The sequence below is a fragment of the Desulfobacter sp. UBA2225 genome, from assembly GCF_002348205.1.
Lineage (GTDB): Bacteria > Desulfobacterota > Desulfobacteria > Desulfobacterales > Desulfobacteraceae > Desulfobacter > Desulfobacter postgatei.
This window is the reverse complement of record NZ_DDYV01000261.1, coordinates 1-23,784: the sequence shown is the minus strand read 5'-3', so window position 1 is coordinate 23,784 and position 23,784 is coordinate 1. Positions and strand designations below refer to the sequence as shown.

22 protein-coding genes are annotated in these 23,784 nt (G+C 45.0%); 8 read left to right on the top strand and 14 right to left on the bottom strand.

Features of this window, described 5'->3' with window-relative positions:
* Positions 1 to 66: 66 nt before the first annotated feature.
* Positions 67 to 501, top strand: a complete 435-nt coding sequence (locus B3D59_RS13205; protein ID WP_286820299.1) for a hypothetical protein — start codon at positions 67 to 69, stop codon at positions 499 to 501.
* Between the two features lie 80 nt (positions 502 to 581).
* Here the strand turns inward: B3D59_RS13205 and B3D59_RS13200 are convergent, their stop codons facing one another.
* From B3D59_RS13200 to B3D59_RS13150, 11 genes are all read right to left on the bottom strand, one after another.
* Positions 582 to 947 (bottom strand): YdbL family protein, encoded by a 366-nt coding sequence (locus B3D59_RS13200; RefSeq protein ID WP_286820298.1) that lies wholly within the window; start codon positions 945 to 947, stop codon positions 582 to 584.
* On the bottom strand, positions 947 to 1,174 hold the full coding sequence (locus tag B3D59_RS13195; protein ID WP_286820297.1) for a hypothetical protein: 228 nt from the start codon (positions 1,172 to 1,174) through the stop codon (positions 947 to 949). The genes B3D59_RS13200 and B3D59_RS13195 overlap by 1 nt, the downstream gene beginning before the upstream one ends.
* A gap of 14 nt (positions 1,175 to 1,188) precedes the next feature.
* Positions 1,189 to 3,714, bottom strand: coding sequence for an intermembrane phospholipid transport protein YdbH family protein (locus tag B3D59_RS13190; RefSeq protein ID WP_286820296.1), 2,526 nt, complete (start codon positions 3,712 to 3,714; stop codon positions 1,189 to 1,191).
* Complete coding sequence (locus B3D59_RS13185) at positions 3,704 to 4,681, bottom strand: rhomboid family intramembrane serine protease (protein WP_286820295.1); 978 nt, start codon at positions 4,679 to 4,681, stop codon at positions 3,704 to 3,706. Before B3D59_RS13185 ends, B3D59_RS13190 begins: the two co-directional genes overlap by 11 nt.
* Complete coding sequence (locus tag B3D59_RS13180; protein WP_286820294.1) at positions 4,678 to 5,529, bottom strand: putative molybdenum carrier protein; 852 nt, start codon at positions 5,527 to 5,529, stop codon at positions 4,678 to 4,680. Before B3D59_RS13180 ends, B3D59_RS13185 begins: the two co-directional genes overlap by 4 nt.
* 82 nt (positions 5,530 to 5,611) lie before the next feature.
* Positions 5,612 to 7,852 carry a dynamin family protein gene (locus B3D59_RS13175; protein WP_286820293.1) on the bottom strand — a complete coding sequence of 747 codons (2,241 nt, stop codon included), beginning with the start codon at positions 7,850 to 7,852 and terminating at the stop codon, positions 5,612 to 5,614.
* Between the two features lie 11 nt (positions 7,853 to 7,863).
* Positions 7,864 to 8,391 carry a YqgE/AlgH family protein gene (locus B3D59_RS13170; protein WP_286820292.1) on the bottom strand — a complete coding sequence of 176 codons (528 nt, stop codon included), beginning with the start codon at positions 8,389 to 8,391 and terminating at the stop codon, positions 7,864 to 7,866.
* A 123-nt stretch (positions 8,392 to 8,514) separates the two neighbouring features.
* Positions 8,515 to 9,963 carry a mannose-1-phosphate guanylyltransferase/mannose-6-phosphate isomerase gene (locus B3D59_RS13165; RefSeq protein WP_286820291.1) on the bottom strand — a complete coding sequence of 483 codons (1,449 nt, stop codon included), beginning with the start codon at positions 9,961 to 9,963 and terminating at the stop codon, positions 8,515 to 8,517.
* 10 nt (positions 9,964 to 9,973) lie between these two features.
* Complete coding sequence (locus B3D59_RS13160; RefSeq protein WP_286820290.1) at positions 9,974 to 10,885, bottom strand: ArsR/SmtB family transcription factor; 912 nt, start codon at positions 10,883 to 10,885, stop codon at positions 9,974 to 9,976.
* Positions 10,886 to 11,039: 154 nt separating this feature from the next.
* Positions 11,040 to 11,432: a universal stress protein gene (locus B3D59_RS13155; RefSeq protein WP_286820289.1), complete on the bottom strand. Its 393-nt coding sequence runs from the start codon at positions 11,430 to 11,432 to the stop codon at positions 11,040 to 11,042.
* Positions 11,433 to 11,554: 122 nt separating this feature from the next.
* The gene (locus tag B3D59_RS13150) at positions 11,555 to 11,830 is read right to left on the bottom strand and encodes a hypothetical protein (protein ID WP_004073318.1); all 276 of its coding nucleotides are present in this window, start codon (positions 11,828 to 11,830) and stop codon (positions 11,555 to 11,557) included.
* Between the two features lie 178 nt (positions 11,831 to 12,008).
* Here B3D59_RS13150 and murJ point away from each other — a divergent pair, with 178 nt between their 5' ends.
* The 6 genes from murJ to B3D59_RS13120 all read left to right on the top strand — a co-directional run bounded on the left by murJ (position 12,009) and on the right by B3D59_RS13120 (position 19,691).
* Entirely contained in the window at positions 12,009 to 13,592 is a 1,584-nt protein-coding gene (gene murJ / locus B3D59_RS13145) for a murein biosynthesis integral membrane protein MurJ (RefSeq protein ID WP_286820288.1), read from the top strand.
* 158 nt (positions 13,593 to 13,750) lie between these two features.
* Positions 13,751 to 14,695 carry a formate dehydrogenase accessory protein FdhE gene (locus tag B3D59_RS13140; RefSeq protein ID WP_286820287.1) on the top strand — a complete coding sequence of 315 codons (945 nt, stop codon included), beginning with the start codon at positions 13,751 to 13,753 and terminating at the stop codon, positions 14,693 to 14,695.
* A 38-nt stretch (positions 14,696 to 14,733) separates the two neighbouring features.
* Positions 14,734 to 15,090 carry a hypothetical protein gene (locus B3D59_RS13135; protein ID WP_286820286.1) on the top strand — a complete coding sequence of 119 codons (357 nt, stop codon included), beginning with the start codon at positions 14,734 to 14,736 and terminating at the stop codon, positions 15,088 to 15,090.
* Positions 15,091 to 15,595: 505 nt separating this feature from the next.
* Entirely contained in the window at positions 15,596 to 16,726 is a 1,131-nt protein-coding gene (locus tag B3D59_RS13130; RefSeq protein WP_286820285.1) for an ABC transporter substrate-binding protein, read from the top strand.
* A 3-nt stretch (positions 16,727 to 16,729) separates the two neighbouring features.
* Complete coding sequence (locus tag B3D59_RS13125; RefSeq protein ID WP_286820284.1) at positions 16,730 to 18,520, top strand: hybrid sensor histidine kinase/response regulator; 1,791 nt, start codon at positions 16,730 to 16,732, stop codon at positions 18,518 to 18,520.
* 16 nt (positions 18,521 to 18,536) lie between these two features.
* Positions 18,537 to 19,691, top strand: coding sequence for a multidrug effflux MFS transporter (locus tag B3D59_RS13120; RefSeq protein WP_286820283.1), 1,155 nt, complete (start codon positions 18,537 to 18,539; stop codon positions 19,689 to 19,691).
* Positions 19,692 to 19,752: 61 nt separating this feature from the next.
* On the opposite strand, the gene B3D59_RS13115 is transcribed toward B3D59_RS13120, so the two are convergent.
* The 3 genes from B3D59_RS13115 to B3D59_RS13105 form a co-directional block, all read right to left on the bottom strand.
* The gene (locus tag B3D59_RS13115; RefSeq protein WP_286820282.1) at positions 19,753 to 21,381 is read right to left on the bottom strand and encodes a 4Fe-4S binding protein; all 1,629 of its coding nucleotides are present in this window, start codon (positions 21,379 to 21,381) and stop codon (positions 19,753 to 19,755) included.
* Positions 21,382 to 22,296, bottom strand: a complete 915-nt coding sequence (locus tag B3D59_RS13110; RefSeq protein ID WP_286820281.1) for a DUF362 domain-containing protein — start codon at positions 22,294 to 22,296, stop codon at positions 21,382 to 21,384.
* Between the two features lie 365 nt (positions 22,297 to 22,661).
* Entirely contained in the window at positions 22,662 to 23,030 is a 369-nt protein-coding gene (locus tag B3D59_RS13105) for a VOC family protein (RefSeq protein ID WP_286820280.1), read from the bottom strand.
* Positions 23,031 to 23,364: 334 nt separating this feature from the next.
* Between B3D59_RS13105 and B3D59_RS13100 the strand changes: the two genes are divergently transcribed.
* Entirely contained in the window at positions 23,365 to 23,550 is a 186-nt protein-coding gene (locus B3D59_RS13100) for a hypothetical protein (protein WP_286820279.1), read from the top strand.
* The last annotated feature ends 234 nt before the right edge of the window (positions 23,551 to 23,784 follow it).

The following is a 23,784-nucleotide window of genomic DNA, read 5'->3' as shown; positions in this document are numbered from 1 at the left end:
TAACACCGAAGTTATCATATAATATTTATTTCATAATAATGGCTTATTTATTTTAAGGATAGTTCAATGGCAAAAATGTTTTACACCGGGAATAGGGAATCCAAGCTTCTTTCCAAAATTGAATCTTCAAAGGAGCGGGAAAGAATTAAAACCATCAGCGCTATCCGGGATAACATTGATTCATTCAGCAATAAAGTTTCCATGAAACTTATTGAAACCGGGCTCATTGAAACCGTAAGCAAATCCAGTGTGGAAAACCAGATTGTGCGTTGCTTGGACAACCTGTGCCGGGCCGAGGATTTTGATATTGACTATGCGGTGGCCCCATTCAGATCCCTGGTTTCAAACCCCAATATTGCCAGCCTTTATTTGACTGCATTTGTGGTTGAAAACTTGATCAACCATAAAGATGTCATTGATATATACGGCAGCGACGATGATATTTACTTTTGCATTCAAAAGGAATTAACGGCTCTGATGGATGGTAGCAGCGGACGCTGATCAACCTGTCTACCGTCTCATTTCAAATTAATAAATGTCACTTTTCCGGAATCATATCCGGAAAAGTGACCTGTTCTTTATTATTTCCTAATCCAGGCACCAGCCTCGTTCTGGTAATAGTGGCCTTCTGTACCGTTCGAAAACAGGGTGGCTGCCCTTCTTTTCTGAACAAGCTGGATGGAGACATTCTTCTGTTTTGCAATCTGGGTGTAAATGGTTTTGCGATCCTGGTTTTCGGCTGCCACCACGTCTTGTTTTTCTTTTTGGGCGGTGACAAATTCAAGATAACCGGTATTTGTTTCGCCAACAATACCTCTATTTTTTAAATCGACAATCTGTGGGAGCCGTTGTGTCATGCGTTCTTTGATACTATCGGCAAAAGCCATAGTGCCGAAGACAAAAGACAGGGCAATGGTCATGGCAAGCAAAAATTTAATGGATTTCATTATTCAGTTCCTCCTGTTTTAGGCTGATTATTTTCAAGCTTTTCCTGGGCCGCATCAATATCACCGAAGAAATCATCCAAGGCCTTGTCAACCTTGACATTTACATCAATCGTAATATGGATGGGTTTAATTTCAACCGGTTTGACTTCAATCTCGTGACTGGTGCTGCAGCCGACCAATGCCGGAAAAATAATACTGACAACCAGCAACCCACATCGTTTTAGCATGACAACCTCACTTTTTAAGGGTTCATAATGCGCTTCAAGTTACTGCCAAATTGAATAACCTGATTAAATGGCAGGCTTAAATTAACATCGAGTTTTATTCCCTGGAAATTTGATCCAGGGCTTTGTCCATTACGGCGAACAAAGGAATTCAGGTTTCGATCATATTCAAAGGGTAAAACAGATAGAGGCTTTCCATCAAGCTGCATGTTTACGGCAAGTGTATCCTCATGGGTATTCAGTTTAAGCGTCACCCACTTGTACTCAAAATTTTTTAACGCTTCCCCTGCAAGATCAAGTTGAGAGAATTCAGGCGTATTCTTTGGAATTCCGGCAAGCATCCTGTCAAGATTTCTGATAAAAATCCGGCCTCCCTCCCCGGGTGTAGAAAAAAGAAAGGCGTTATCAAAACCGATTTCAGTTTTTTTCATAACCACCGGAATACGCCCGCTTAAGGTACCACCCCCTTCTAAATCAAAGGCGCCAAGCTGATGAAATAGGTCTTCCATCTCAAGCCGGTCACAATATAAGGTTAAATGGATGGCGTTATCCTCTGACGGCAGTCTGAACGCTTCTGTTGAGACAATCCCATTGCACCAGTTAAATTTAAAATTTTCAATATTAATGGATTTTCCATCTTCAAGGCTGAATCTTATTTTTCCATTGTTACCGTTAAAGCGGCCGGCATTAAATACGTCAATATTTATATACTGGCCTGGAAGGGTTTCAGGGACCATAAGGTCATTAAAATGCATGTCAGCAGATATCCCGGAGACCGAAAAACCGGGTTCACGAAAGTTTAATGTGCCGTTGGAGACCTGGATATCGGCAGATGAATTAATGTTTTGATTTATATAGGAAAAATCTGCCTTGGCAGATATGTCAAACTTAAGATCACCCATCTGAGATATACCGGGAATAAAGGGAATCAGTGTATTTTGGGTAACGGAGAATTGATCGGTGGCAATTTGACATTTGACAAAAGGACTCATAGCAGAATCAAGACCGGCTCTGGCGGAGAAATCAATGCTCAGGCCCGAAAATCCCAGACGGGTCACCTTTCCTATAATATCCATGCCAAAATCTGAGGCCTGGACGACCTTTGCAGAAACAACAGGGGCGATTTTATCATGCAGGACAATTTTTTTTGCCCCTGCCCGACCAAAAGTTTTTATATTTCTAAAAGGATAGGTCATGGGCAGTTCAAAATAAACACCTTGGGCCCGGATGCCTTTATCTTTGTTATTTTGTCGAAAGTCTATTTTGTCAATCAGGGCATCAAGCGTTACATGCTTTAAAGAGTCAGGTCGCCAGAAATTACCATCAAATTCGGTTTTTACCTGTACCCCGGAAATATTGAGAACATCCTTGTGTTTGGCTTTATTCTTTCTAAATGACTTAATGCCTGTTCCGGTAAAAGTCAACTGACCGGCCTGGTGTTCAAAATCGCCTGAAACAAAGAGCCTGAAGTGGGGATCAAAAAATTGAACTTGATCGGGAAAATCGATCGGATACAAAGACAATGCCATAGATTTAGGTGTAAGGTCCCAGGTCTTGGTGACTTCATTTTGAAGCGTCAAAGAGAATTGATCAATTGTACCGGATGCCATTTGGGAGAAAATTTCAAATCTGAACGGACCCAAATCAATTCCAGGACTTATGATCTGCACGGGCCCGTCTGCCTTGAGAGCCATTACTGTTTTATCATGAGACAAAACACCTGAAATTTTAGGAAAATTAAAGTTTAAACGAGGCGCCGCTTCAAGCCCAAGGTTATTGAGTTCAAAATGAAAGTTTGAAAAATCTTTTGTTTCAATTGAGAACTCCACAGGCCCGTGAAATTTGCTCAAGATCCGCTCCCCATCCGGGATCATCACCAAAAGCATCTCAGGATAAAGATGTTCTGCAAAAATTTTCATTTGCACGGGACCTTGTAAAAAATTAGCTGTGGCCCAAAGCGTGATCTTTTGATTCATGGGAAGGATGGACATTTTCATCTCCCCAAGAAGCGTCTTGCGGTCCAGTTGGATATCTGCCTCCACTGGGATGCAAACCCGATCTTTTCGAGCCTTAATAATGAGGGTACTGTTTTTTAAAACAATGTCTTCCGGCAGATATGAAAAATATGATTCAAATGCGCTGATATCAAAAACAGGGTGGTCTGTATGATCCACATCCTTATCCCGGGGAAATGAAAATCCGTTGACCCGGATTCTATTTTTTTCATCCAGATGAAGCGTCACATTAAGCCCCGATATAACGATTTTTTTAACACGGATAATATTTTTTGTATCAATATGGTAGGAAAACCCTATCGTATCTATGTGCAAATCCTCACCAAAAGCGATATCACTGATCTGGGTATCATTGACCCCCAAGCGGGATATTGTGAAATCAAGGGGCTGGTTCCCCGGAAAAGGGCCAAGGACTGAATGGATAATATGCTTTGAAATAGTTGGCAAAAAAATAATAATAGACTGGACACACAACACAAGAAGCAGGCATGCCGGCAATAAAAGTTTTAAAGTCCTTTTAAATGGCATTTTTAATGTCTACACGCAGCAAAAGATCTCCCGGGGGCATACCTGGTATGGATTTGCCCATCCCCTTAAGCCGCAACAATGATCCGCGCCTGACACCTGCAGGCACCACCACCCGGTAAACGGATTTTTTAAAACCCCAGGGGATGGTGACAAGCTTTTTAGTCCCTGTGAGCGCTTCAAGGGAGGTCAGTGCAATGGTACCGTAAAGATCTGTTCCGCCTGACGGGTCTGCAGCAGGGGTGACAACATGAAGCCTTGGGCTGCGTTTTTTTCGGGTGAATCTGTCAACACTTTTGCTGAATCCGATCTTGGGCAGTTTGGTGTTCAGAGTAATAAGGGCCATACCCGAAAGAAAACCGCCGATGTGGGCCCACCAGGCAACGCCGGCACCGGCACCCTGCCCTGTGGCGTTAATGAATTGAATAAAAAACCAGATCCCCAAAAAAACAAATGCAGGTATCCTGACGAACAAAGGGAAAATAAACACAGGGATCAGGGTAAGGATTTTATTTCCCGGATGAAGAAGGAAATATGCCCCCATAACCCCTGCAATGGAACCGCTTGCACCAATGGTCGGCACAGCAGATGAATGGTTGAGCAAAAAATGGAAAAACGCGGCAAGCAGTCCGCAAACCAGATAAAAGGCAATAAACCGAAACGGACCTATCTCCTGCTCAATGTTGTCACCAAAAATATACAGAAACCACATATTCCCGATAAAATGCCAGAAACCGCCGTGCAGAAACATATAGGTAAAAGGTGATGACAGTTTGTTCAGTAGGGAAAAATAAGCTGCCATCTGTGCCATGGTGTATTTTGCAGGGACAAAACCGAATGTATAGGCAACCGCCTGATCATTAATTCCTGTAATCATCTGCCAGACAAAAACCAGACTGGTAATGAAAATAATGCTACAGGTCGCCACTGCACAGGATGCTGTTTCCTGTTCGTCTCTTAACGGGATCATGAAGGCACCACCCTGAGCTGAAAATTTTTGGACAATCTGGTTTTAAGTTTTTTTAAAAGATCCATCACCGCGTCTTCAGGCGTGTATTCTTTAAGATCTCTTCCTTTGGAAAGATGCTTGAACAGACCTGAATTTTTTTCATCCAGATCAAGGGACAACTGCACATATTCAAGAAGGGCAAAGTAAATACCGGCCATCTGATGTGCTTGGCTCCTGGCGATCAGGGTCTTGCCCCTAAGCGTCAAGCTTTGTTCAAGGGCATGTGTGGCCTGTTTTATACTATCGAAAGATGTCGGAAAATCAAAACGTGCATCAATCATTTGGTCCACCGGCCATGAGTCTTCTTCAGTCTCAAGGAAATCCAGATACAGTACCGCTGTCAGAATAACTTTAACATCGTAATAAATATCAGGGTCATGCGCGGCCCTTGGACCTGCGACATTAAGTACCCGGATGCCTTGGTCTATAATAAAATCGTAAAGAATCAATGCCGCCTCAAAAATGTCCTGTTCCAGCAGATTTATTCTGCAGACCCATTTGCATGTTTTCTGTGCCAACGCATAAGTCAGGGCTGAACCGCCGGTTAAAGAGCCCCCCCTGGCAATGATAACCGTGCCATCGGAATCAAGAATATTTTGTCGGGTTCTGGCAGGGTAATCCCTGGTCGCCATCTCTTTTAGATTGTAAAAATCGGGCAAGGGTCCGGATTCCGTTCTCCGGCCTTTGGTAATCCATCCGCCATGGGGAATATTGAATTTTATGGCGACATCCAAAGCCGCACGGTCCGCCCCTGTCTGTCCGCCTGACACAATTTTATTTAAAAGGCCCATGGCATCCTTATGTTGCATGCTTTTCGTAAATTATTAATGTCTTATCATACCAATAAAAGCTATCGGAATAAAAGGAATTATAGATTGGAATCCGTACCTGCTAAAGAGAGGTTTCTACGGCACACTCAAACGAGCCCGCCCCGAAATCCATGCTGAATTCATCAAGAAGCGCACGTATCCGGGCAATATCGTTTTTCGCTTTTTTTATCATGGCAAGATGCTGGTTTTTTTCCTCCTGTTTAAGGCAGAAAATTGAATCCATATCCTTATTCAAGGTTTCATACATGGTAAAACGGTGAATAATTTTGTCTTTAAAATCCCGTGTTACTGCGTCTATTAATGGGAAAAAATAATCGTGTTTCAAGCTGAGGTGGTAGGCTTTTATCTGCCGCTGCATGATGGTAAGCGTTTTTTTCTTAATTTTGCCGGCAGCCTTGTCAAGGCCGGGTGTAAAGGAGAATCGAACATGTTTGTCCAGTACGGCGGATACAAATAAAACCAATGAATGAAGACTGAAATCGGTCACGACATTGGCCTGTACCGCCCTGGTATATTCAGGCGAAAAAATATGGTCCGGCAAATGCAGCCCTAAAATCTTTTTTATGTTCTCAAGGTCAGCCGGCTTGGAATATTCTTCATCTTCTTTAATCATCTCAAGGGAAATGCCGCCGTTCTCCCGATCCACCGGGGCACCGGTGACATAGTCAATGCGGTAGGAATCCAGAAAAGATTTAAAATAGGACTCTATACGTTCCTCCTGAATACGCACCAATTGTTTAAGTTCCGGGGTTACCTGTTCAAGGATAAAAAGGTCAAGCTCACGCTTGAAGTCCTGGAACATCATGTACAGAATCTGTTTAAAACCGGTTTCCTTCAACGCTGTCCTGTAGGACTGGGGATCAATTTGGGCCTGCCGGATAAATTCTGTTACAAGTTTATTGATATTTTCACTGTCTTTGAGGAATGCATTTTTTAAGTTCGATTCAATTTCCCTGCGAAGCGCTGATACCGCGCCCATAACGGAGTTATCCACAATAACCCTTAAACGCCTGGCATTGCCTTCAAGATCGGCAAGACGCTTTCTGGCTTTTTCCTGATCTAAAAGCCCGGCAGAAAAGAGATCAAAAAGAATTTTTATTTTTTCGTCAAGAATATGGGTTACAATTTTAAGTCGCTCGATGTGATTGGCATAGAACAGATTGAACCGGGAGGCTTCAAACAGCAGATTAAATCCGGCAAGAAACCGGGTATACTCTTTGGTACAAAAAGCGATCATTTCCTTGTCCTCCTGCCAGAGTCCAAGGCGCTTCTTGTTTTTGGATGAAAGTCTGTTGCCAAGGGCATCAAAAAGCGTATACAAGGCTGAAAAAGAAAAAATCCTGACATCCGGAACCAAAAGCCTAAGTTCCTGGATTGTTTTATCCAGTGTTGTTTTCAGATTGCTTAAATTCTCATGTTCACTTAAATCACAGTTGAAAATGAAAAGAATGTTTTCCATCAGCCCAAGACGTTTTATCCGTTTTAAAAATAACATGTCAGACTGACGAAGCCCGGTACGTGACGAGATGCAGTAAACAATCAGATTGGCAGCCTCAAGATAGGAAAATATATTTTCGAGGACGGCAGGGTCAGTGGAATCGGCACCCTGGCAATCGGCAATTTCAACGTTCGGATGAATGGTTTTCCCATACACTTCCAGACACACGTCTTTAACATAAAAAGCCTTGGCCGGGTCCGCCGTAAAGGGTTTGTGACCGTCAAAAGATTTGGCGTCAAAACTGAGAATCTGTTCATCAGAGCCTATGACGTCCAGGCAATGTTTATATCCGTCAAGCGCATTGCGGATTAGCAATGCTTCAGGACGAACTCCTTGGGGTGTAATCGGGAATGCAGATACAATGGTGTCAAAAATACGGCGCAACTGCTGCCGATCTTGGGTCCGCCTGATATCAAAAGGCGGGGAGTCGTCCTTGTCGGGAAACATTTCCAGACAGCTTTCAATTTCACTATTGATGTCATCCCATGATTTAAGATGAATAATTGCCCTGTTTTTTTTGCCCTTCCTGATACGGGTAGTAATGGATGTGACCACCCCTGCCCCGCGCTGAACCAATTCTCTGCCCGACATCGCGTTGATAAAGGTGCTTTTGCCTGATTTGATCACCCCGACCACGGCCACACGCAAAATATCTTCACTGATGTATGAAGGAATTTTACTGCAAAGTTGTCTGCTCTCAACAAGGCTTTTGTCGCAATTGTTTGAAACGGCAGCCAGACTGTCGATCACCGAGAGGGTATCAGAAACTAAATTTGCTATGGATTCTTGGGGGTGTAAAGTCATTGGCCGGCAAATCAGATCAGCATCATGGCTTTTTCATATTTCAGATCCGGTTTGGTATCAAACATGATTTCCCTGGACATATCACAGGTGAGCCAGGCTGAATCGGCAAGTTCATTGTCTAACTGCATGGGGCCCCACCCGGCGCAGCCCAGAAGTATGATAAAGGTGTCAGGTCCCTGCCCCATGGCAATGGCTTCCAGAATGTCCCGGGAATTGCTCAAAGCCAGCCAGTCTGTAATTTTAAGGGTTTCACTCCACTCAAACGGTCCGCAATGAAGTACAAATACGCCCGAAGGCTGGACGGGTCCCCCAAGAAAAATATCTATTTTATCAATACTCTCATTGCAGGGAATGCCTAAATCCTCAAAAAGCTCCCGGCCGGTAAGTAACGGGTGAACTTTATTGAGAATAAAGCCAAGGGCGCCGGATTCATTGTGCTCACAAATACAGGTGACCGTCTGTGCAAAATTGGGATCCGGAAGGCCGGGAATGGCCATGATGAATTTTCCTTTCATATTTTCCGCAATCTGGTCGTTCATCAACTCCTCTCCATGCTGATCTCCAGCATGTTATGTCCTTATTATCAATCTTAATATTACAAACAAACTTAATATTACAAACAAGCCGTTAATTTTAAATATTTTTATTTGATTTGCAATAATTTATTTATCATTCGGTGTTTTTTCACGCCCGTATACATCATCATACCTGACAATATCATCTTCCCCCAGGTATGGACCCGACTGCACCTCTATCAATTCCAGAGAAATTTTGCCCGGATTTTCAAGCCGGTGCATGGTGCCAAGGGGAATGTAGACAGATTGGTCTTCCTTTAAAAGGATCTCTTCGGTATCTTTGGTGACAATCGCCGTCCCAGATACAACGGTCCAGTGTTCAGCCCGATGATAGTGTTTCTGCAACGACAGTTTTGCACCGGGCTTTACGGTTATGCGTTTTACCTGGTATCTGTCCGCCATATCAATGGTTTCATAATCACCCCAGGGCCGGTAGACTTTAGCATGGGAAACCGCTTCCACTCTGTTTTGCGCTTTTAACTGGGTAACGATTTCTTTTACATCCTGAACCTGATCCCGAGGGGCCACCAGAAGCGCGTCCTTGGTGTCCACAATCACAAATTTTTCAAGGCCTACGGCTGCCACAAGACGGTTGTCAGAATGGATGTACGTATCCGTGACATTATGTACCAGCACATCTCCGCTGGTCACATTATTGCGCTCATCTTTGTCACCGGTCTGCCACAATGCGTCAAAGGATCCAAGGTCATTCCACCCGGCATCAAGGGCAAGGACAACGCCGTTTGCTGTTTTTTCCATAACTGCGTAGTCAATGGAATCGTCTGTAATAGATTCAAATGCCGTTTTGTCCACCCTGAAAAAATCCAAGTCCATGTTTCCGTTTTCAATGGCTTTACGGCATTTTTTAAGCATATCCGGCGCAAAAACCCCAAGTTCGGAAATAACGGCAGATGTCTTGAACATGAACATGCCTGAATTCCAGCAGAAATCGCCTGATTCAAGATAGGAGACCGCTGTATCATAATCCGGTTTTTCCACAAACCGGTCAATCATGAAGGCCGGATCTGAAATGTCAAGCCTGTTTCCTTTCTTGATATACCCATAGCCTGTTTCAGGCGATGAGGGAACTATGCCAAAGGTAACCAGTTTACCCTGCCGGGCCAGTTGCGCACCCGATTGAATGATTTCATGAAAGATTTCAATATTTTTAATTTCATGATCTGCAGGCAGAACCAGCATAACCGGCTCATCCGGATATTCAGACTTAAAATTATCATCAAGGATCAAGGCGGCCAGGGCAATGGCCGGGGCAGTATTTCTGGCAGCCGGTTCAAGAATAATCTTAAAATCATTGACATCAATCCGGCGGATCTGCTCTGCGGTCATAAATCTGTGGTCTTCATTACATATAATCACTGGATCGCCAAGATCTCTAAGGCCTGATAATCGCAAAAGGGTATTCTGAAGCATGGTATGCGGATTGTACAGACTAATGAGCTGTTTGGGGTACAAAGACCTAGACATGGGCCACAGCCTGGTTCCGGAACCGCCGGCCAAGATAACAGGATAAATCATTGTTTCTCCATTATTTCTGCGCAAGATAAAAGGTTAAAGTTAAGGTCTTTTCAACCGGATAAGATTCAGTATGCTTAAGATTGAAGCCGGTTCTATCAAGCCACCCTGAAATCTGCTGCTGGGTAAACCCCAGCCAGACCCCGCCAATGATATCTTTGATCTGCTCCTGGTCGTGTTTTAAAAAATCCACCAGAAGAAACAAGCCCCCGGGATTAAGGACCCGGTACACCTCGCGAATTGCTTTTTCAGGTTCAGACACATGGTACAATACCATGCTCATCAGCGCCGCATCTACCTCCTGTTCACGCATGGGAAGATGTTCCAACTCCCCTATACGAAGCTCTAAATTCTGGCTTTCCGGCAGCCGAAGCCTTGCCTGTTCAAGCATCTCGGGAGAAGCATCCACACCGATAAGGGTCTTTCCTCCCCTGCCAAGGAGGCCGGCAAGCATCTCACCGGTTCCGCAACCAAGATCGGCAATAACCGACGCATCCTGAAGATAGCGTTCAAGCAGGGGGTTTGGATTAAAATCGCCAAGAACCTTTTTTTTTAACCGGTCCCACCGCGGGGCAGCGGTTCTGAAAAAACCTCTGGATCTGTTTTTTCTCAAAATAATACATTGCTGTGTACGGGCAATATCTTCCTGCAATCCAGGTTCGTTTTCAAGCTGTTTGCAGGCAAGAACAACAAGTTCCCGGGTATATCCGGTTTTGTTCGTCGTATAATAAATGAAGCTGCCGTCCTTGCGTGAGACCAGAAGCCCTGCTTCAAGCAGAATTTTTAAATGCCGCGACACTCCGGACTGCACCATGTTGACCACGGAGACAATTTCATTCACGTTGAGTTCAAAATGCTCAAGGATAAACAAAAGCCGCAGCCGGGTAGGATCAGATAAGGCTTTAAACTGTTTAAGTATTTCCATAAAATAAAATCAATAGGTAACCCAATTTAAAATCAAATACTGAGTGGGAAAAATATCTAAGTTTCATGACAGAGGCCCTTATATAATTTTGATGAAACAAAAATAATGGGCAGCAATCGACGCATGCTGCCCAAAACAAAGGATGAAGTGACGCTTACCTTACGGTGATGACCGGGCAATCGGCCTCTAATATCACCGTTTGAGCTGTGGAACCAAACAATAGCTTGCCTATATTTGAACGGCTTTTCACGCCAATTATAATTTCATCCACCCTTTTTTCATTTGCAAACGCAACAATATCCTCTCCTGCCTCCATACCACGGATCAAAAGATGTTTTTCACAGGCTATTCCCTGCGCCGTGAAAAAAACCTGTGCCTGGTCCAGGTTGTTTTCAGCTTCCAGTATTTTTTTCTGGTCCTTTTCAGTCCCTTCCAACATTGAGGTAACAACCAGTACCGTGGCATTAAACGCCTTTGCATGTTCAGCCCCAAGTTTGAGCAGATCCTGACCGATATTGATGCCTTTATATCCAATGAGAATTTTCATATAGTCCCTCTTTTTTCATCATTTGCTTTTTATCAACCCGAATTTTATGAACAAACAAAAATAATTGAAAAAAGTAATAAACTAAAATACTGGAACAAGCCCTGTTTAACAAGACTAAAATGTTAATCCTTGCGGATAAAGGAACCGATAATCAGCAGGATGGCACCCGAACCAATCAGAACCCCTGCAAGATGAATCTCATAAAAAAATGAGTATAATGCATTATAAACCGTATCATTGGAAATCCAATCAAGGATTTTATCGGTAATTCCTTCAAAAAAGGTGGAAATGGTCATGGTAGAAAGAAAAACGGCTGCGTCCATAAATTTGGAAATCAGGGCAAACAATCCAAGTACAACACCGGCAATGATTGAGAAAATTCCCAGCTTTGAGGTCATGATTATTCCTTGATTATTTTCGTTTTAATATTTTCAGGCCAGGCGTATTCTAACGTTTATTACTGTCATCTTTATACGATTCATTGTATATGCAGGCTGTGTTTCAGGTCAAACTATTTTCAGACCATCTTTATACTTAGGTATCTTCTATGATAGAATTTGCATCGGACTTCAAACTATGACACAAACCTCCACATTTAAAAAAATCGGTCTTGCCTCGTTTATCATGATGGCATCGGTATTTGCCAGCAGAATCATCGGTCTTGCGCGTGAAACGGCCATTGCCTGGATGGGGGGTGCAAGCGCAGACGTTGACGCGTATCAGGTGGCGTTTGTAATTCCTGAAATTTTAAACCATGTGGTGGCTTCAGGTTTTTTATCCATCACGTTTATCCCCATCTTTACCCGTTATCTTGTTCAAAATCAGGAACAGGAAGGATACCGGGTTTTTTCCGTTATTCTGAACTGCTTTGGTGCAGGTCTTTTTATTTTTATCTGCCTTTCCATGGTTTTTGCTCCGGAGCTGATTGCGCTCCTTGCCCCCGGGCTTAAAAACGGCCCGGCCTTTGACCTTGCCGTACGCATGACCCGGATCATTATCCCGGCCCAGTTTTTCTTTTTTGCCGGGGGGCTGTTCAATGCCGTACAATACTCAAAGGAACAGTTTCTTTTCCCGGCCTTAGCGCCATTGATTTACAATACGGGCATTATTGTGGGCGGCATACTTTTGTATCCGGCTCTGGGGATGGAAAGCTTTGCCTGGGGGGTTCTTGCCGGTGCGTTCTTCGGCAGTTTCCTGCTCCAGCTGTTTGGGGCGAAACAGGTGGGACTGATCTATATGCCAAATTTTAATTTCAAGCATCCTGATGTGATCAAATATGTATTGTTAACTTTACCCCTGATGCTTGGTCTGACCATGACTTTTTCCACGGAAATCCTGATGAAGTTCTTTGGCTCGTTTTTAAGCGAGGGAAGCATTTCAGCCATGAATTACGCCCTTCGCATCATGTTTATACTGGTGGGGCTTTTCGGCAATGCCGTTGGCGTGGCCTCCTATCCGTTCATGGCAAAAATTGCTGCCAAAAAAGATTTTTCCGGCTTAAACACCATTATTAACCAGACCCTTAAATATATTTTTATTGTGATGCCCTTTTCAGTGGTCTTTATGATTCTAAATAAAGAAGTTGTGGCCATTTTATTCCAGCGCGGAGCTTTTGACGCCCATGATGCGGCCCTGACATCGGGGGTGCTGCCGTATTTCATGGCAGGGGCATTTGCATTTTCAGCCCAGACCATTGTTTCCCGGGGGTTCTTTGCCGTTCAAAACACATTGTTCCCTGCTATTTTCTCTTCTGTATGCGTGGCGTTAAGCTTGCCGCTGCTCTATTTTGCAATGACAGCCATGGGGATCAAAGGCGTGGCTTTGGGCCTGTCTTTGTCCGTAATCATTACCACAGGGGCTTTATTCGAAGTGTGGAGCAGAAAAACAAAAAACGCCGGACGATCGGATGTCTACATCTCCTTTGGTGTCATGTTACTGGTCAGTATCCTGGTCTGGCTGGCTTTAAAGGCTATATATGTTGGAATTATTCCTCTGATTCCAATCACTGGTTTTTTTACCCATATATTCATTTGTATTATTGTCGGCATATTCTTTCTGATCCTTCTGGCAGGCATGGGGAAATTTTTTAAAATCAGAGAGGTCAGCACGCTCTATGCCAAGGTGCTGACAAAGACCGGTTTGCTTAGGAAGGTTTCCTAAGTAAAAACGTAACAATGCGGTGATGATCATGCCGGTCATTAATTTTGGAAATATAGGTTGGCATATAATAACGCCTTCAATATAATACCCTATGCGAACTTCCGGAGAGATGCGACAATCTCCGGAATAAGGAATAAACAAAGGAGGTCCCAAACATTATGAATCAGAATGAACGTATCTGCCATGAAAAAACGCCCAAAGGTATTCAAACGGCCCTTGACAGCCTGGCGATGCGCAAGCCCGGGTTATCCTCACTTGTCTCTTCATTTGGTCCGGTGCTGGTGGCAAAAGCAGAATTGACGGAACGTCTGTCTGAAAATGAGATAAACAAAACAGGTCTGCGCGAATTTGACTGGATCCGGTTTCATAGAGGGGTTCATTTGTTTGCCATTACAGGTCTTATGGACTTCCGCAAGGAGTTTAAACAGGCAGCCCACATGATTCTGCCGCCCATGGCAGAGGCATTTGCAGGCATCCGGCCGGACATTGAAGCGATTAACAGCAACATTGAGGACAACAGCTTTGATGCAGACGACTGCGTCCAGGCGTTTGTGAAGAACGACACCCGAATCATAACCGCATTTGCTGCCCGCGCAGGTACCAGGGCTGACATATTCAGATTTACCCTGGCCCAGATTGCCGAACCGTTCAAACAGATTCAGGCCAGGGCCTTCTCCCCTATGATAGAGGAGCATGAGTGGCCGCACGGACATTGCCCGATGTGCGGATCATTCCCGGCTGTTGCCGGGCTCATCGGTGAAGGGGGCGAACGGCGCTGGCTGCAGTGTTCTGTGTGCGCCCATGAATGGCGGTTCAGGCGTCACACCTGCCCACGATGCGAGAATAATGACCAGAACCTTTTTGAATATTTTTCCGACCAGGACAGCCCGGCCAAGGATGCCCAAGGAGTGAGCGTCTGCAAGTTATGCAACACCTATCTGTTGACCATAGACCTGGGTCACGCTATTGATCCGGTGAACATGGATGTTGCGGCCATGGGTATGATCGGACTGGAGATCCAGGCCCGGGAAAAGGGGTATTCCCCACAGGCTCAAATGCTCTGGAATTTAACAATGAACGATACTGATGTCACTGGGGAATAAAGTTGTTATGTGGTAGTTAAAAAACTTCAGGAGGAATAATGACTCAACACGATCCGAATATACTGTATGTTGATGCAGACAATAAAATGAGTGCTGCAAATGAACAACCACGACCGAAAAATGCGTCAGCTTTCTTACAGATTCCATCAGCGTTGGAAGAAGAAGTGAATACTTATGTTAACAAGTTAGCGAAAGAAAAGAATATAGAATGGGAAAGTGAGCAGGACGGAGAAAAATCTGTTTTTCAATCACAAGGATGCTTTCTCGTTATATCTTTAGAAAAGATTGAAGCTGTAATGAAAGCAATCAATAACTGTTTTTCTCTGAATGAAGGTGATTTGGATGAAATCAAAAAAAATCTACGACAAGCCATGAATATTATAAATGGCATGTAATCTAAACTTGATGAAAGTTCGTCTATGACATTGACGCCACATTCTCTGGATATCCTGTTCAAACCGAAGGCGATTGTAGCGGTGGGCGCATCCACCAATCCCTTCAAGAAGGGTGAGGGAGCTGTGGATGTATACGAATTGATCGTTCCACGTCATTGGTAACAATCATCACCACCGATCTGAATCAAAATCGGGCACCGGTCAATTTTGTGAATTCGGTCCCCGGCATAACGACCGATTTTATCATACGACCCTGGAACCTGACATGGTCGATAATTTTTCATGCGATTGCCAGAATCCGACAAAAATGGATTATTGCTTTTTCAAGCCGGTTAAAGTAACATATTTCTAATCCGGCAGAAAAAGAAGATCGTTGATCTTTAGACTGAAACCAAAAGAGCGCTGAAAGAAATCCGCCACCCTGCTGGATTCATACGCCTTTGGAGCGTGCCTATTTTTTACATCGTTTCAAAAGATTATTTGGTTGAAAAAAAGGGGATACATAATGAAAACCAAGGTGAAAAGGGGTGCAATATTATTATTTTCTCTTTCCATCTTACTCGTCCCGCATCTTTATGCAGGCTCTGAGAATGCACCAAGGCTGAACAACGGTAAAAAATGGCGGGTCTCCTATTACGAAGGGGGACCTTATTCCGAATATACCGATACCATGAGAACCCTTGTTCAGGGTTTGATCAAAATAGGCTGGATAACAGCTAAAAATCCCCCCGATTTCCGACAAGAAATGCCCAAGCCTTATATCGACTGGCTCACAAAACACGACAGCCCCTACTTGTCGTTTAAAGCGGAAGATTGTTATTCGGCAGACTGGGATGATCAAAAAAGAGTTGTGATGCGAAGAGATTTAATAAAAAAACTAAAACGCGGCGACATTGATATTGTTCTTGCAATGGGCACGTGGGCTGGTTTGGATATGGCCAACAACGAGCATTCTGTTCCGGTGATGGTTTTATCCACATCCGACCCGATAAGGGCCGGCATCATCAAGAGTTCCACAGATTCCGGGTTTGATCATGTGACCGCCAGGGTTGATCCCAATCGCTATGCAAGACAGCTGCGGATGTTCCACAGGATCGTCGGATTTGACACCCTGGGCATTGCCCTTGAAGACACCGAAGACGGCCATAGTTATTCTGCCATCAATGAAGCACGGCAGATTGCCGAAGAAAGGGGCTTTGAGTTGATTACCTGCAATGTTCAGGATTCGATACCGGACAAACAGGAATCTGATCGTTCCTGTTTTAACTGTTTCCATGAACTCTCGAAAAAAGCCGATGCCGTATATTTAACGGCCCTGGTATGTGCAGACACAAGGACGAAAGAACTCGCAGATATTTTTAAGAACGCCCGTATCCCTTCGTTTTCAATGCTTGGGTCAAAATGGGTGAAAGACGGAATTTTAATGAGTATTTCCAGTGATTCAGGCTATGCCGGACTCAGCGGGTATAATGCGGATAAATTCGGTAAAATATTAAATGGCACAAAACCAAGAAATCTAAACCAGATATTTGAAGATCCTCTGGAAATCGCAATCAACATGGCCACCGCAAAAGCCATCGGCTTTCCCATGCCGCAAAGCATGCTAAAAATAGCCGCCGAAGTTTATGAGGAATAAGCATTGAAGCGGCGAGTAGGATATCTCATCACCGCAAGCATCTGCTTTTTCTATTGGATACTCGATAGTATCTGGGCATACATGTCTTTTGAATATAATTTAAAAGATTTAATTTTCAGAAAACCGAGTTCCTACGTGGACACCTTTTTGTTGAAACTGCCTCCCTATCAGGTTGCCTCCCGGCTCATGGTTGTGTTTTTATTTGTCATTATCGGTGTTATTATCATCGAGTTTATTAAGAAGCGGCAGGAGGATCAAAACAAACACCGAGAGGCCCACGACACCTTCCTGACGGTGCTCAACAGCATTGATGCGGCGATCTACGTCACAGATATAAAGACCTATGAAGTTTTATTCATGAACAAATATCTGGTGGATAAATTCGGAGAAAATTTTTCAGAAGAGACGTGTTACAAGGTATTTAAAAACGCAAAGGAGGTGTGTGAGCACTGCCCGAATGAAAAGCTGGTGGACAAAGACGGCAATTTAAAGGGCGTGATCGTCCGGGAGCTTCAGCACCCTGTAACAAATGCATGGTATCTACATTATGACAGGGCCATTAAATGGATCGACGGTCGTATTGCTCATTTGCAGATTGCCACCGATGTAACCCTGCTTAAAAAGCTTCAGGAAAATCAAAACAAGGCGGACGAATATCTGCGTCAGGCCCAGAAAATGGAATCCATCGGAAATCTGGCCGGAGGTATTGCACACGACTTCAATAATCTTCTATTTCCGATCATTGGTATGTCAGAGCTGCTCTTGGAGGATCTTCCTGAAGAGAGCCTTGAGTACAAAAATGTCGAGGTGATTCTGGAGGCTGGGAAAAGAGGCCGGGATCTTGTCCAGCAAATCCTGTCCTTCGGCCGCCGATCCGAGAAGAAAAAAAACCCTGTCCGCCTGCAACAAATTTTAAAGGAAGCTTTAAAATTAAGCCGGTCCACAATTCCGTCTTCCATACAAATCAATCAGGATATTCAGGAAGATTGCGGCTGGGTGATGGCCGACTCCGTACAACTTCACCAAATTGTGATCAACCTGATTACCAATGCATACCATGCCGTGGATCAGTCTAAAGGCAAAATCAATGTCCAGTTAAAGGAACTATGCGTCACCACAAACGATCTATCTCCAAAACTCAATTCAGATGGTAAATATGTGATGCTCAGAATTTCAGACAATGGCTGTGGTATTGAAGAGTCAATTAAAAATAAAATTTTCGATCCATATTTCACCACCAAAGACAAGGACAAAGGAACAGGTCTTGGTCTTGCTCTTGTTTACGGAATTGTTCAGGATCACGCGGGAGATATCTTGGTGGACAGTAAAGTAGGAGAAGGGACGGTTTTTTCAATATATCTGCCATTACTTGAGCAGCTGCCCGAAACCGAGGCAGAGGACCCTACAATTTCATTTCAAACCGGATTGGAGCATATTCTTCTTGTTGACGATGAAAAACCGGTAGCCCAGATAGAAAAACAGATGCTCAATCGTCTGGGGTATAAGGTTACTATGCATACCAACAGCCAGGAAGCGCTGGAATGCTTTCGTGCAAATCCGGAAGCATTTGATCTATTGTTGACTGATGTGACAATGCCGGGTATCACGGGTGACAGGTTGGCACAGGAGGTCTTGACAATAAGGCCTGATATTCCGGTTCTTCTGTGTACGGGCTTCAGTGAAAATATTGACAAGCGGAAGGCGGAGCAAATAGGAATCAAAGGTTTTTTAATGAAACCGGTTGGCAAATCTGATATGGCCAGGACAGTGCGGCAGATTCTCGACAACCGCTGAAAATAACATCCCGTCTATGTCTAACATACTGTTTATGTCCATTCTCGGGGCATTGATGGCATTTACCTCATTGTCAACGGACATTTATCTTCCGGCAATGCCCGCAATGTCAAAGGAATTAAATGGCAATGCCGAACTTACAATCACCGGCTTTTTAATCGGGTTTACAATCGCTCAGCTCTTCTGGGGGCCGATCAGTGATAGTATCGGTCGAAAAATACCACTGTTTATCGGGATGCTTATTTTTGCCGGCGGTGCTGCCGGCTGCGCCATGTCCCATTCCATGGGGCAGATTGTTTTATGGCGGGTTATCCAGGCATTTGGAGCATGTACAGGGCCGATGCTGGCAAGGGCAATGATCCGGGACCTATATTCGCGTATCCATGGCGCCCAGATGTTATCGACGTTAATGATCATCATGGCTATCGCTCCGATTATCGGCCCGCTGCTCGGCGGCCAGATAATTCGTGTGAGCACCTGGCACAGCATATTTTGGCTTCTTGCGGTGATTGGGGTTCTGATGTTTATATCCTTATTTCGGCTGCCGGAAACATTATCCAGGGAAAAACGATTGCCCGCCTCCATAGGCAAAGCGTTTGTTAACTACCGGTATCTTATGAAACATAAGATATTCATGCGCTATACATTATGTGTCACCTTTTACTATATGGCCGCTTACGCCTTTATTGCGGGGTCACCAAAAATTTATATTTCTTATTTCGGTATTGATCCCCAACATTATGGATGGCTCTTTGCCGTCAATATTGTCGGGGTAATGTGGTTAAGTTTTCTCAACCGCAGTTTAGTGACTCATCAATCCCTGCATCGATTATTAAAATTCGCCACAAGCGTCTCCCTGATAGCGATCATTACACTGACCGTATTTGTCAGGGCTGATTTGGGCGGGATATATATCATTATAGGGATGGTGTTCATATTCTTTTCCATGAACGGTATTGTTGCGGCGTCTGCAACTGCTGCAGCATTAGACGAAGTGCCCCATATGGCAGGTTCGGCTTCGGCATTGATCGGCGCGCTGCAATATGGAAGCGGTATTGTTTCATCGCTGCTGCTGGCCATATTCAGCAATGGTACACCGTGGACCATGACATGGATCATGTTGATATTTACGGCCGCATCCTTTCTCATGGTAGTAAAAAATCGAGTTTAAAATGTACGGTTCTATACAATTAGAGATTAAACGCCCCGTGTAGAAAATTACAACAGTCAATTTAAAAAGGAAAGTCATCAGCCGTATCCTTCTCCATCTTTTTTTCCTTGGGTTTCCGGGCTGTCTTGTGCTCTATATTGCCATCCACATAGATGGCCCTGAAGGGTTTTGTGGGACAGGCATGCTCGCATCCGCCGCACCCCACGCAGATGTTCGCGTCCACTTCGGGGATGACCAGCTTGCGTCCGGCCGCATTCAGGTAGGGTACCATGTGTACCGCTTTGGTGGGACAATGTTCCGAGCAGGCCCCGCAATTGGTGTTGTCCGTATAGACCACACAGTTTTCTTTGATAAATTTTGCCACGCCCACCTGGATCAGCCGCTTTTTTTCTACCGTCAGAGGCAGGATGGCGCCGCTGGGGCAGATATTCGAACAGACGGTACAGTCATAGTTGCAATGCCCGGCGTCAAAATCCATCTGCGGCTGCATCATCCCGGACAGGCCAAAGGAAAAGACTGAAGGCACAAGCACCCGGGAGGGACAGGCAGAGACACACAAATGACAGGCCGTGCAGATGGCGTTGTATCTGGCAATGCTAACCGAACCGGGAGGGGAAAGCGGACTGGTTTTCTTTTCGGGGATGGTGGTGGGCCTGGCCTGTACCGGAAGCATTTCGGGTGCGGCATGGCCACGAGCCGCCGCCAAGCCAAAACTGCCGGCTGCCAGGGCAAGAACAAAGTTTCTGCGGGACCGAACCGACTCTTTCCTGTGGCGGCTCTTTTGGCCCGATTGATTATTAATCTGAAAACTTGGCTGAAAATCATACTGATACACCATGGCTTGGTCCGGACAGACAGAAAGGCAGTTAAAACAGGAAACACAGCGGTCGGTATCCACGGTTTTTGTTTTTACATCAATGCATCCGGCCTTGCAAAGATGCTCACACCGCCCGCAGGACCGGCAGGTTTCCTTATCAATACGGATTTTAACCAGGGAAAATTTTGAGATCAGCCCCAGCAGGGTTCCCACCGGACATAGCGTATTGCAATAAAGGCGGCCGTGCCGGGCACTCATCCATCCCACCGTACCCAGTGTAACCAGCGCAACGCCAAGGGAAACCGGGGCATAGACCGGCCACTGGACAAGGTAAAAGGCATCAACGCCTATGACCTCTGCCATAGGCGTCCCCAAATTGTTCAGGGTAATGACAAGAGGGCGGAAGAGATTAGAGAAAAATCTACCGAAACTGCTGAAAGGATCAAGCAGGTTAAGCAGCAGACCGGTTCCCGAAAAAAAGAGCAAAAGAGTCGCAATAAGGACCGTATACCGCAGGATGTTGCGGGGCGCAGAATATTTGTATCTGCCGGACCGCTTTTTTTCACCCCGGCTCTTTTCTCTGTTTGAAAAAAAACGGGAGATCAGATCCTGAAATATTCCCAGAGGGCAGATTGCTGAGCAGTAGACCCTGCCAAACACAAATGCGGTTATCAGCACAACGATAAACCCGGCAGCCCCGACTGCCGGCTGGTTCAAAAATTTAAGCGCAGAGGGCACAAATTGAAAAAACAACAGGTGGTCTGAAAAAGTTTTTGCCCCAATCTCCCATATATCCAGAAAGAGAAAAGCCGTCGGCACAAAAAAAATCATGGCAATACAGATCCGCAGAGTTTTGAGACGGCGAATTTTCATTTAAATCTTGATCCGATTAATGGACAGGGTTTCAAGGCGTATCTGCCCAAGGTTCATATCTGAAGCGATCCGGATATGGCGGATATCGCCAGGGTCTGCCCCAAAGAGCTTGGCCCCGGCCGCATCCGCCGCCACCGGATCTGTTGAGACGACCTGGGCCTTCATGGGGACCACATCGCTGACGGACACACCCCTGGGGCCATTACGCTTCATGACGTTGTAGGCATCCACCACCGTGAGATCAGGTTTGCGGAAAGAGGAAAAATCTGCGATACATTGGTGAAGGTCGTTGCGATGCCAGTACCACCGATCCCAGACCACACCCATGAGGTTCTTCATGCCGATGGTAAGCATGGCTGAACTGTGGTGTTTGAGCACCGGCACATTGATGAATACATCCGCCTTCAGGAGTGCCTCGTGGACTTTGGCCGTCTTGAGCCTCTGGCCTTGGGGCACGGAAACGCTTTTGTAGTAGCCCTCGCTGTCGGCGGACACCATTTTTCCGCCGGCCGCCTCTACGGCGGCTTCAATGCCGCTGTTGGTATAACAGCGTCGCCAGTTGTCGCAGGTGTGGTCAAACACAGAAACCCCCCGGGCCCCTGCTGAAAAGCAGTGTTCTACAATACGCCCCACAAGGGCGGGATGGGTGTTGCCGCCCCGTTCAGGGGGGAGGTCCCAGCCGATATTCGGCTTGACCACAACCCGGCTGCCCCTGGGCACAAAGGTCTGCATACCGCCCAAAGAGGCAATGGCGCGATCAAACATCTGGTCCGGCTCCCCGCCCCGGACCGCCACCAGGTCGTAGGAAACCCCCTTTGGGGCTGCAAAAAGTTTTCCCACCCCCGGGAAGGCAAGGGTGGATCCTGCGGCGATACCGCCGCCGATGGTTTTTTTCAAAAAATCCCGTCGATCCATGGCATTTCTCCTTATAATTTGGTTCTATTCCATGGGCCGGCCTTGGAATTTCAAAGCCGGAGGTTGTGATAGGTCAACTGCCCTGCCCTTTTTCCAAACAAACAGGTGGCAAACACAATGTACGGATAAACCTTACGGATTAGAATGGATTCGCCGTCCCGGCTGGACGACGAAAAAAAAATTTTTCCTTTCACAGCGTCACCGCCACCATGCTGATATCGGATAAGTCCTACTTGCCCATGCCGTGTTCATTCCATATAGATGTCAATTTCTTCTAAGTTCCCAACACCTGCCAACGGCGATGGTTTGCCGGGCAGTGATATATTCCCTTTGCCTGCGCCTTGCTTCAATGGCTGGGTGTGGCGCTAGTTTACAGGCACGATTTCAAGCCAGTACCCGTCCGGATCATTGATAAAATAGATGCCCATATCCTTATTTTCATAGCAGATACACCCCATTTTCTCATGCAGGTCGTGGGCCGCGTTAAAATCATCTGTTTTGAATGCAATGTGAAACTCTTGATCGCCGAGATCGTAGGGGGCATTCCTGTCCTTAAGCCAGGTCAATTCCAGTTTGTTGCCGGACTGATTATCCGTTAAAAATACAATAATATAGCAACCGTCTGTGGCCGTTTTTCTTCTCAATTCCGTAAGGCCGAGTGCTTTTTCATAAAACGCCAGACTTCCTTCCAGATTCAGTACATTGATATTAAAATGATCAATTGTAAATCCCATATTTATTTTTTCGCTCCCATTTAAAAATTTTTAAACTCCAGGCTGCACAAGTTTGGTGACCGCGTATAATTTTACAGCGATTAAAAATGGTATCATAGGCCCACCATAGGGTGGTCTTTGCATAGGGTCAAGAAAAAATAACATATTATCGCCAACTATTGAATTGGTTTCGTAAAAAAAAGTCAAAAAAAATCAGGGATTCCCCGATTGATTTCTCCTGCCTGCCGTTGATATTATATCTTACATATGTGTGACAGAGGATAAAAACACAAGAAAATAATAAATTTCCTCTGAAGCACCAAACCCTTAAAGATTGACCCAGGGAGGAAGGTGAATGATTGAACCAATTGAAATTCAAGCACAAAGTGATATCTTTGATTTTTTAAGGATCATTAACGATGAAGTTTTGGGACTTACAAGGCCTGACGAGATCGGCTCAGGTGCTAACTTCAGCTTACATTCCATCAATCAGTTAGATTCCGTTATTCAATCCGAAACGGAAATCGAAAAAAAAGCCTAATTTCCTATTCTTTCTTCTAAAGATTCTTCTTTCTAATATCGCGGTGCCGCTAAAAAGTTCCTTTTTGGCGGCAACGGGGTCTTTTTTGTTTATATTCTTTTCAAAAGGCCGTTTTTAAATTACTTTCATTTTTTTTGTTGTGGGGTGAGTCTGGGTGTTGATAGATTATGTCAGCCCATGGCTGTTATTCAAATAAATAATGTGCGCGCGCAGGGCAAACGCATTAAAATTTTT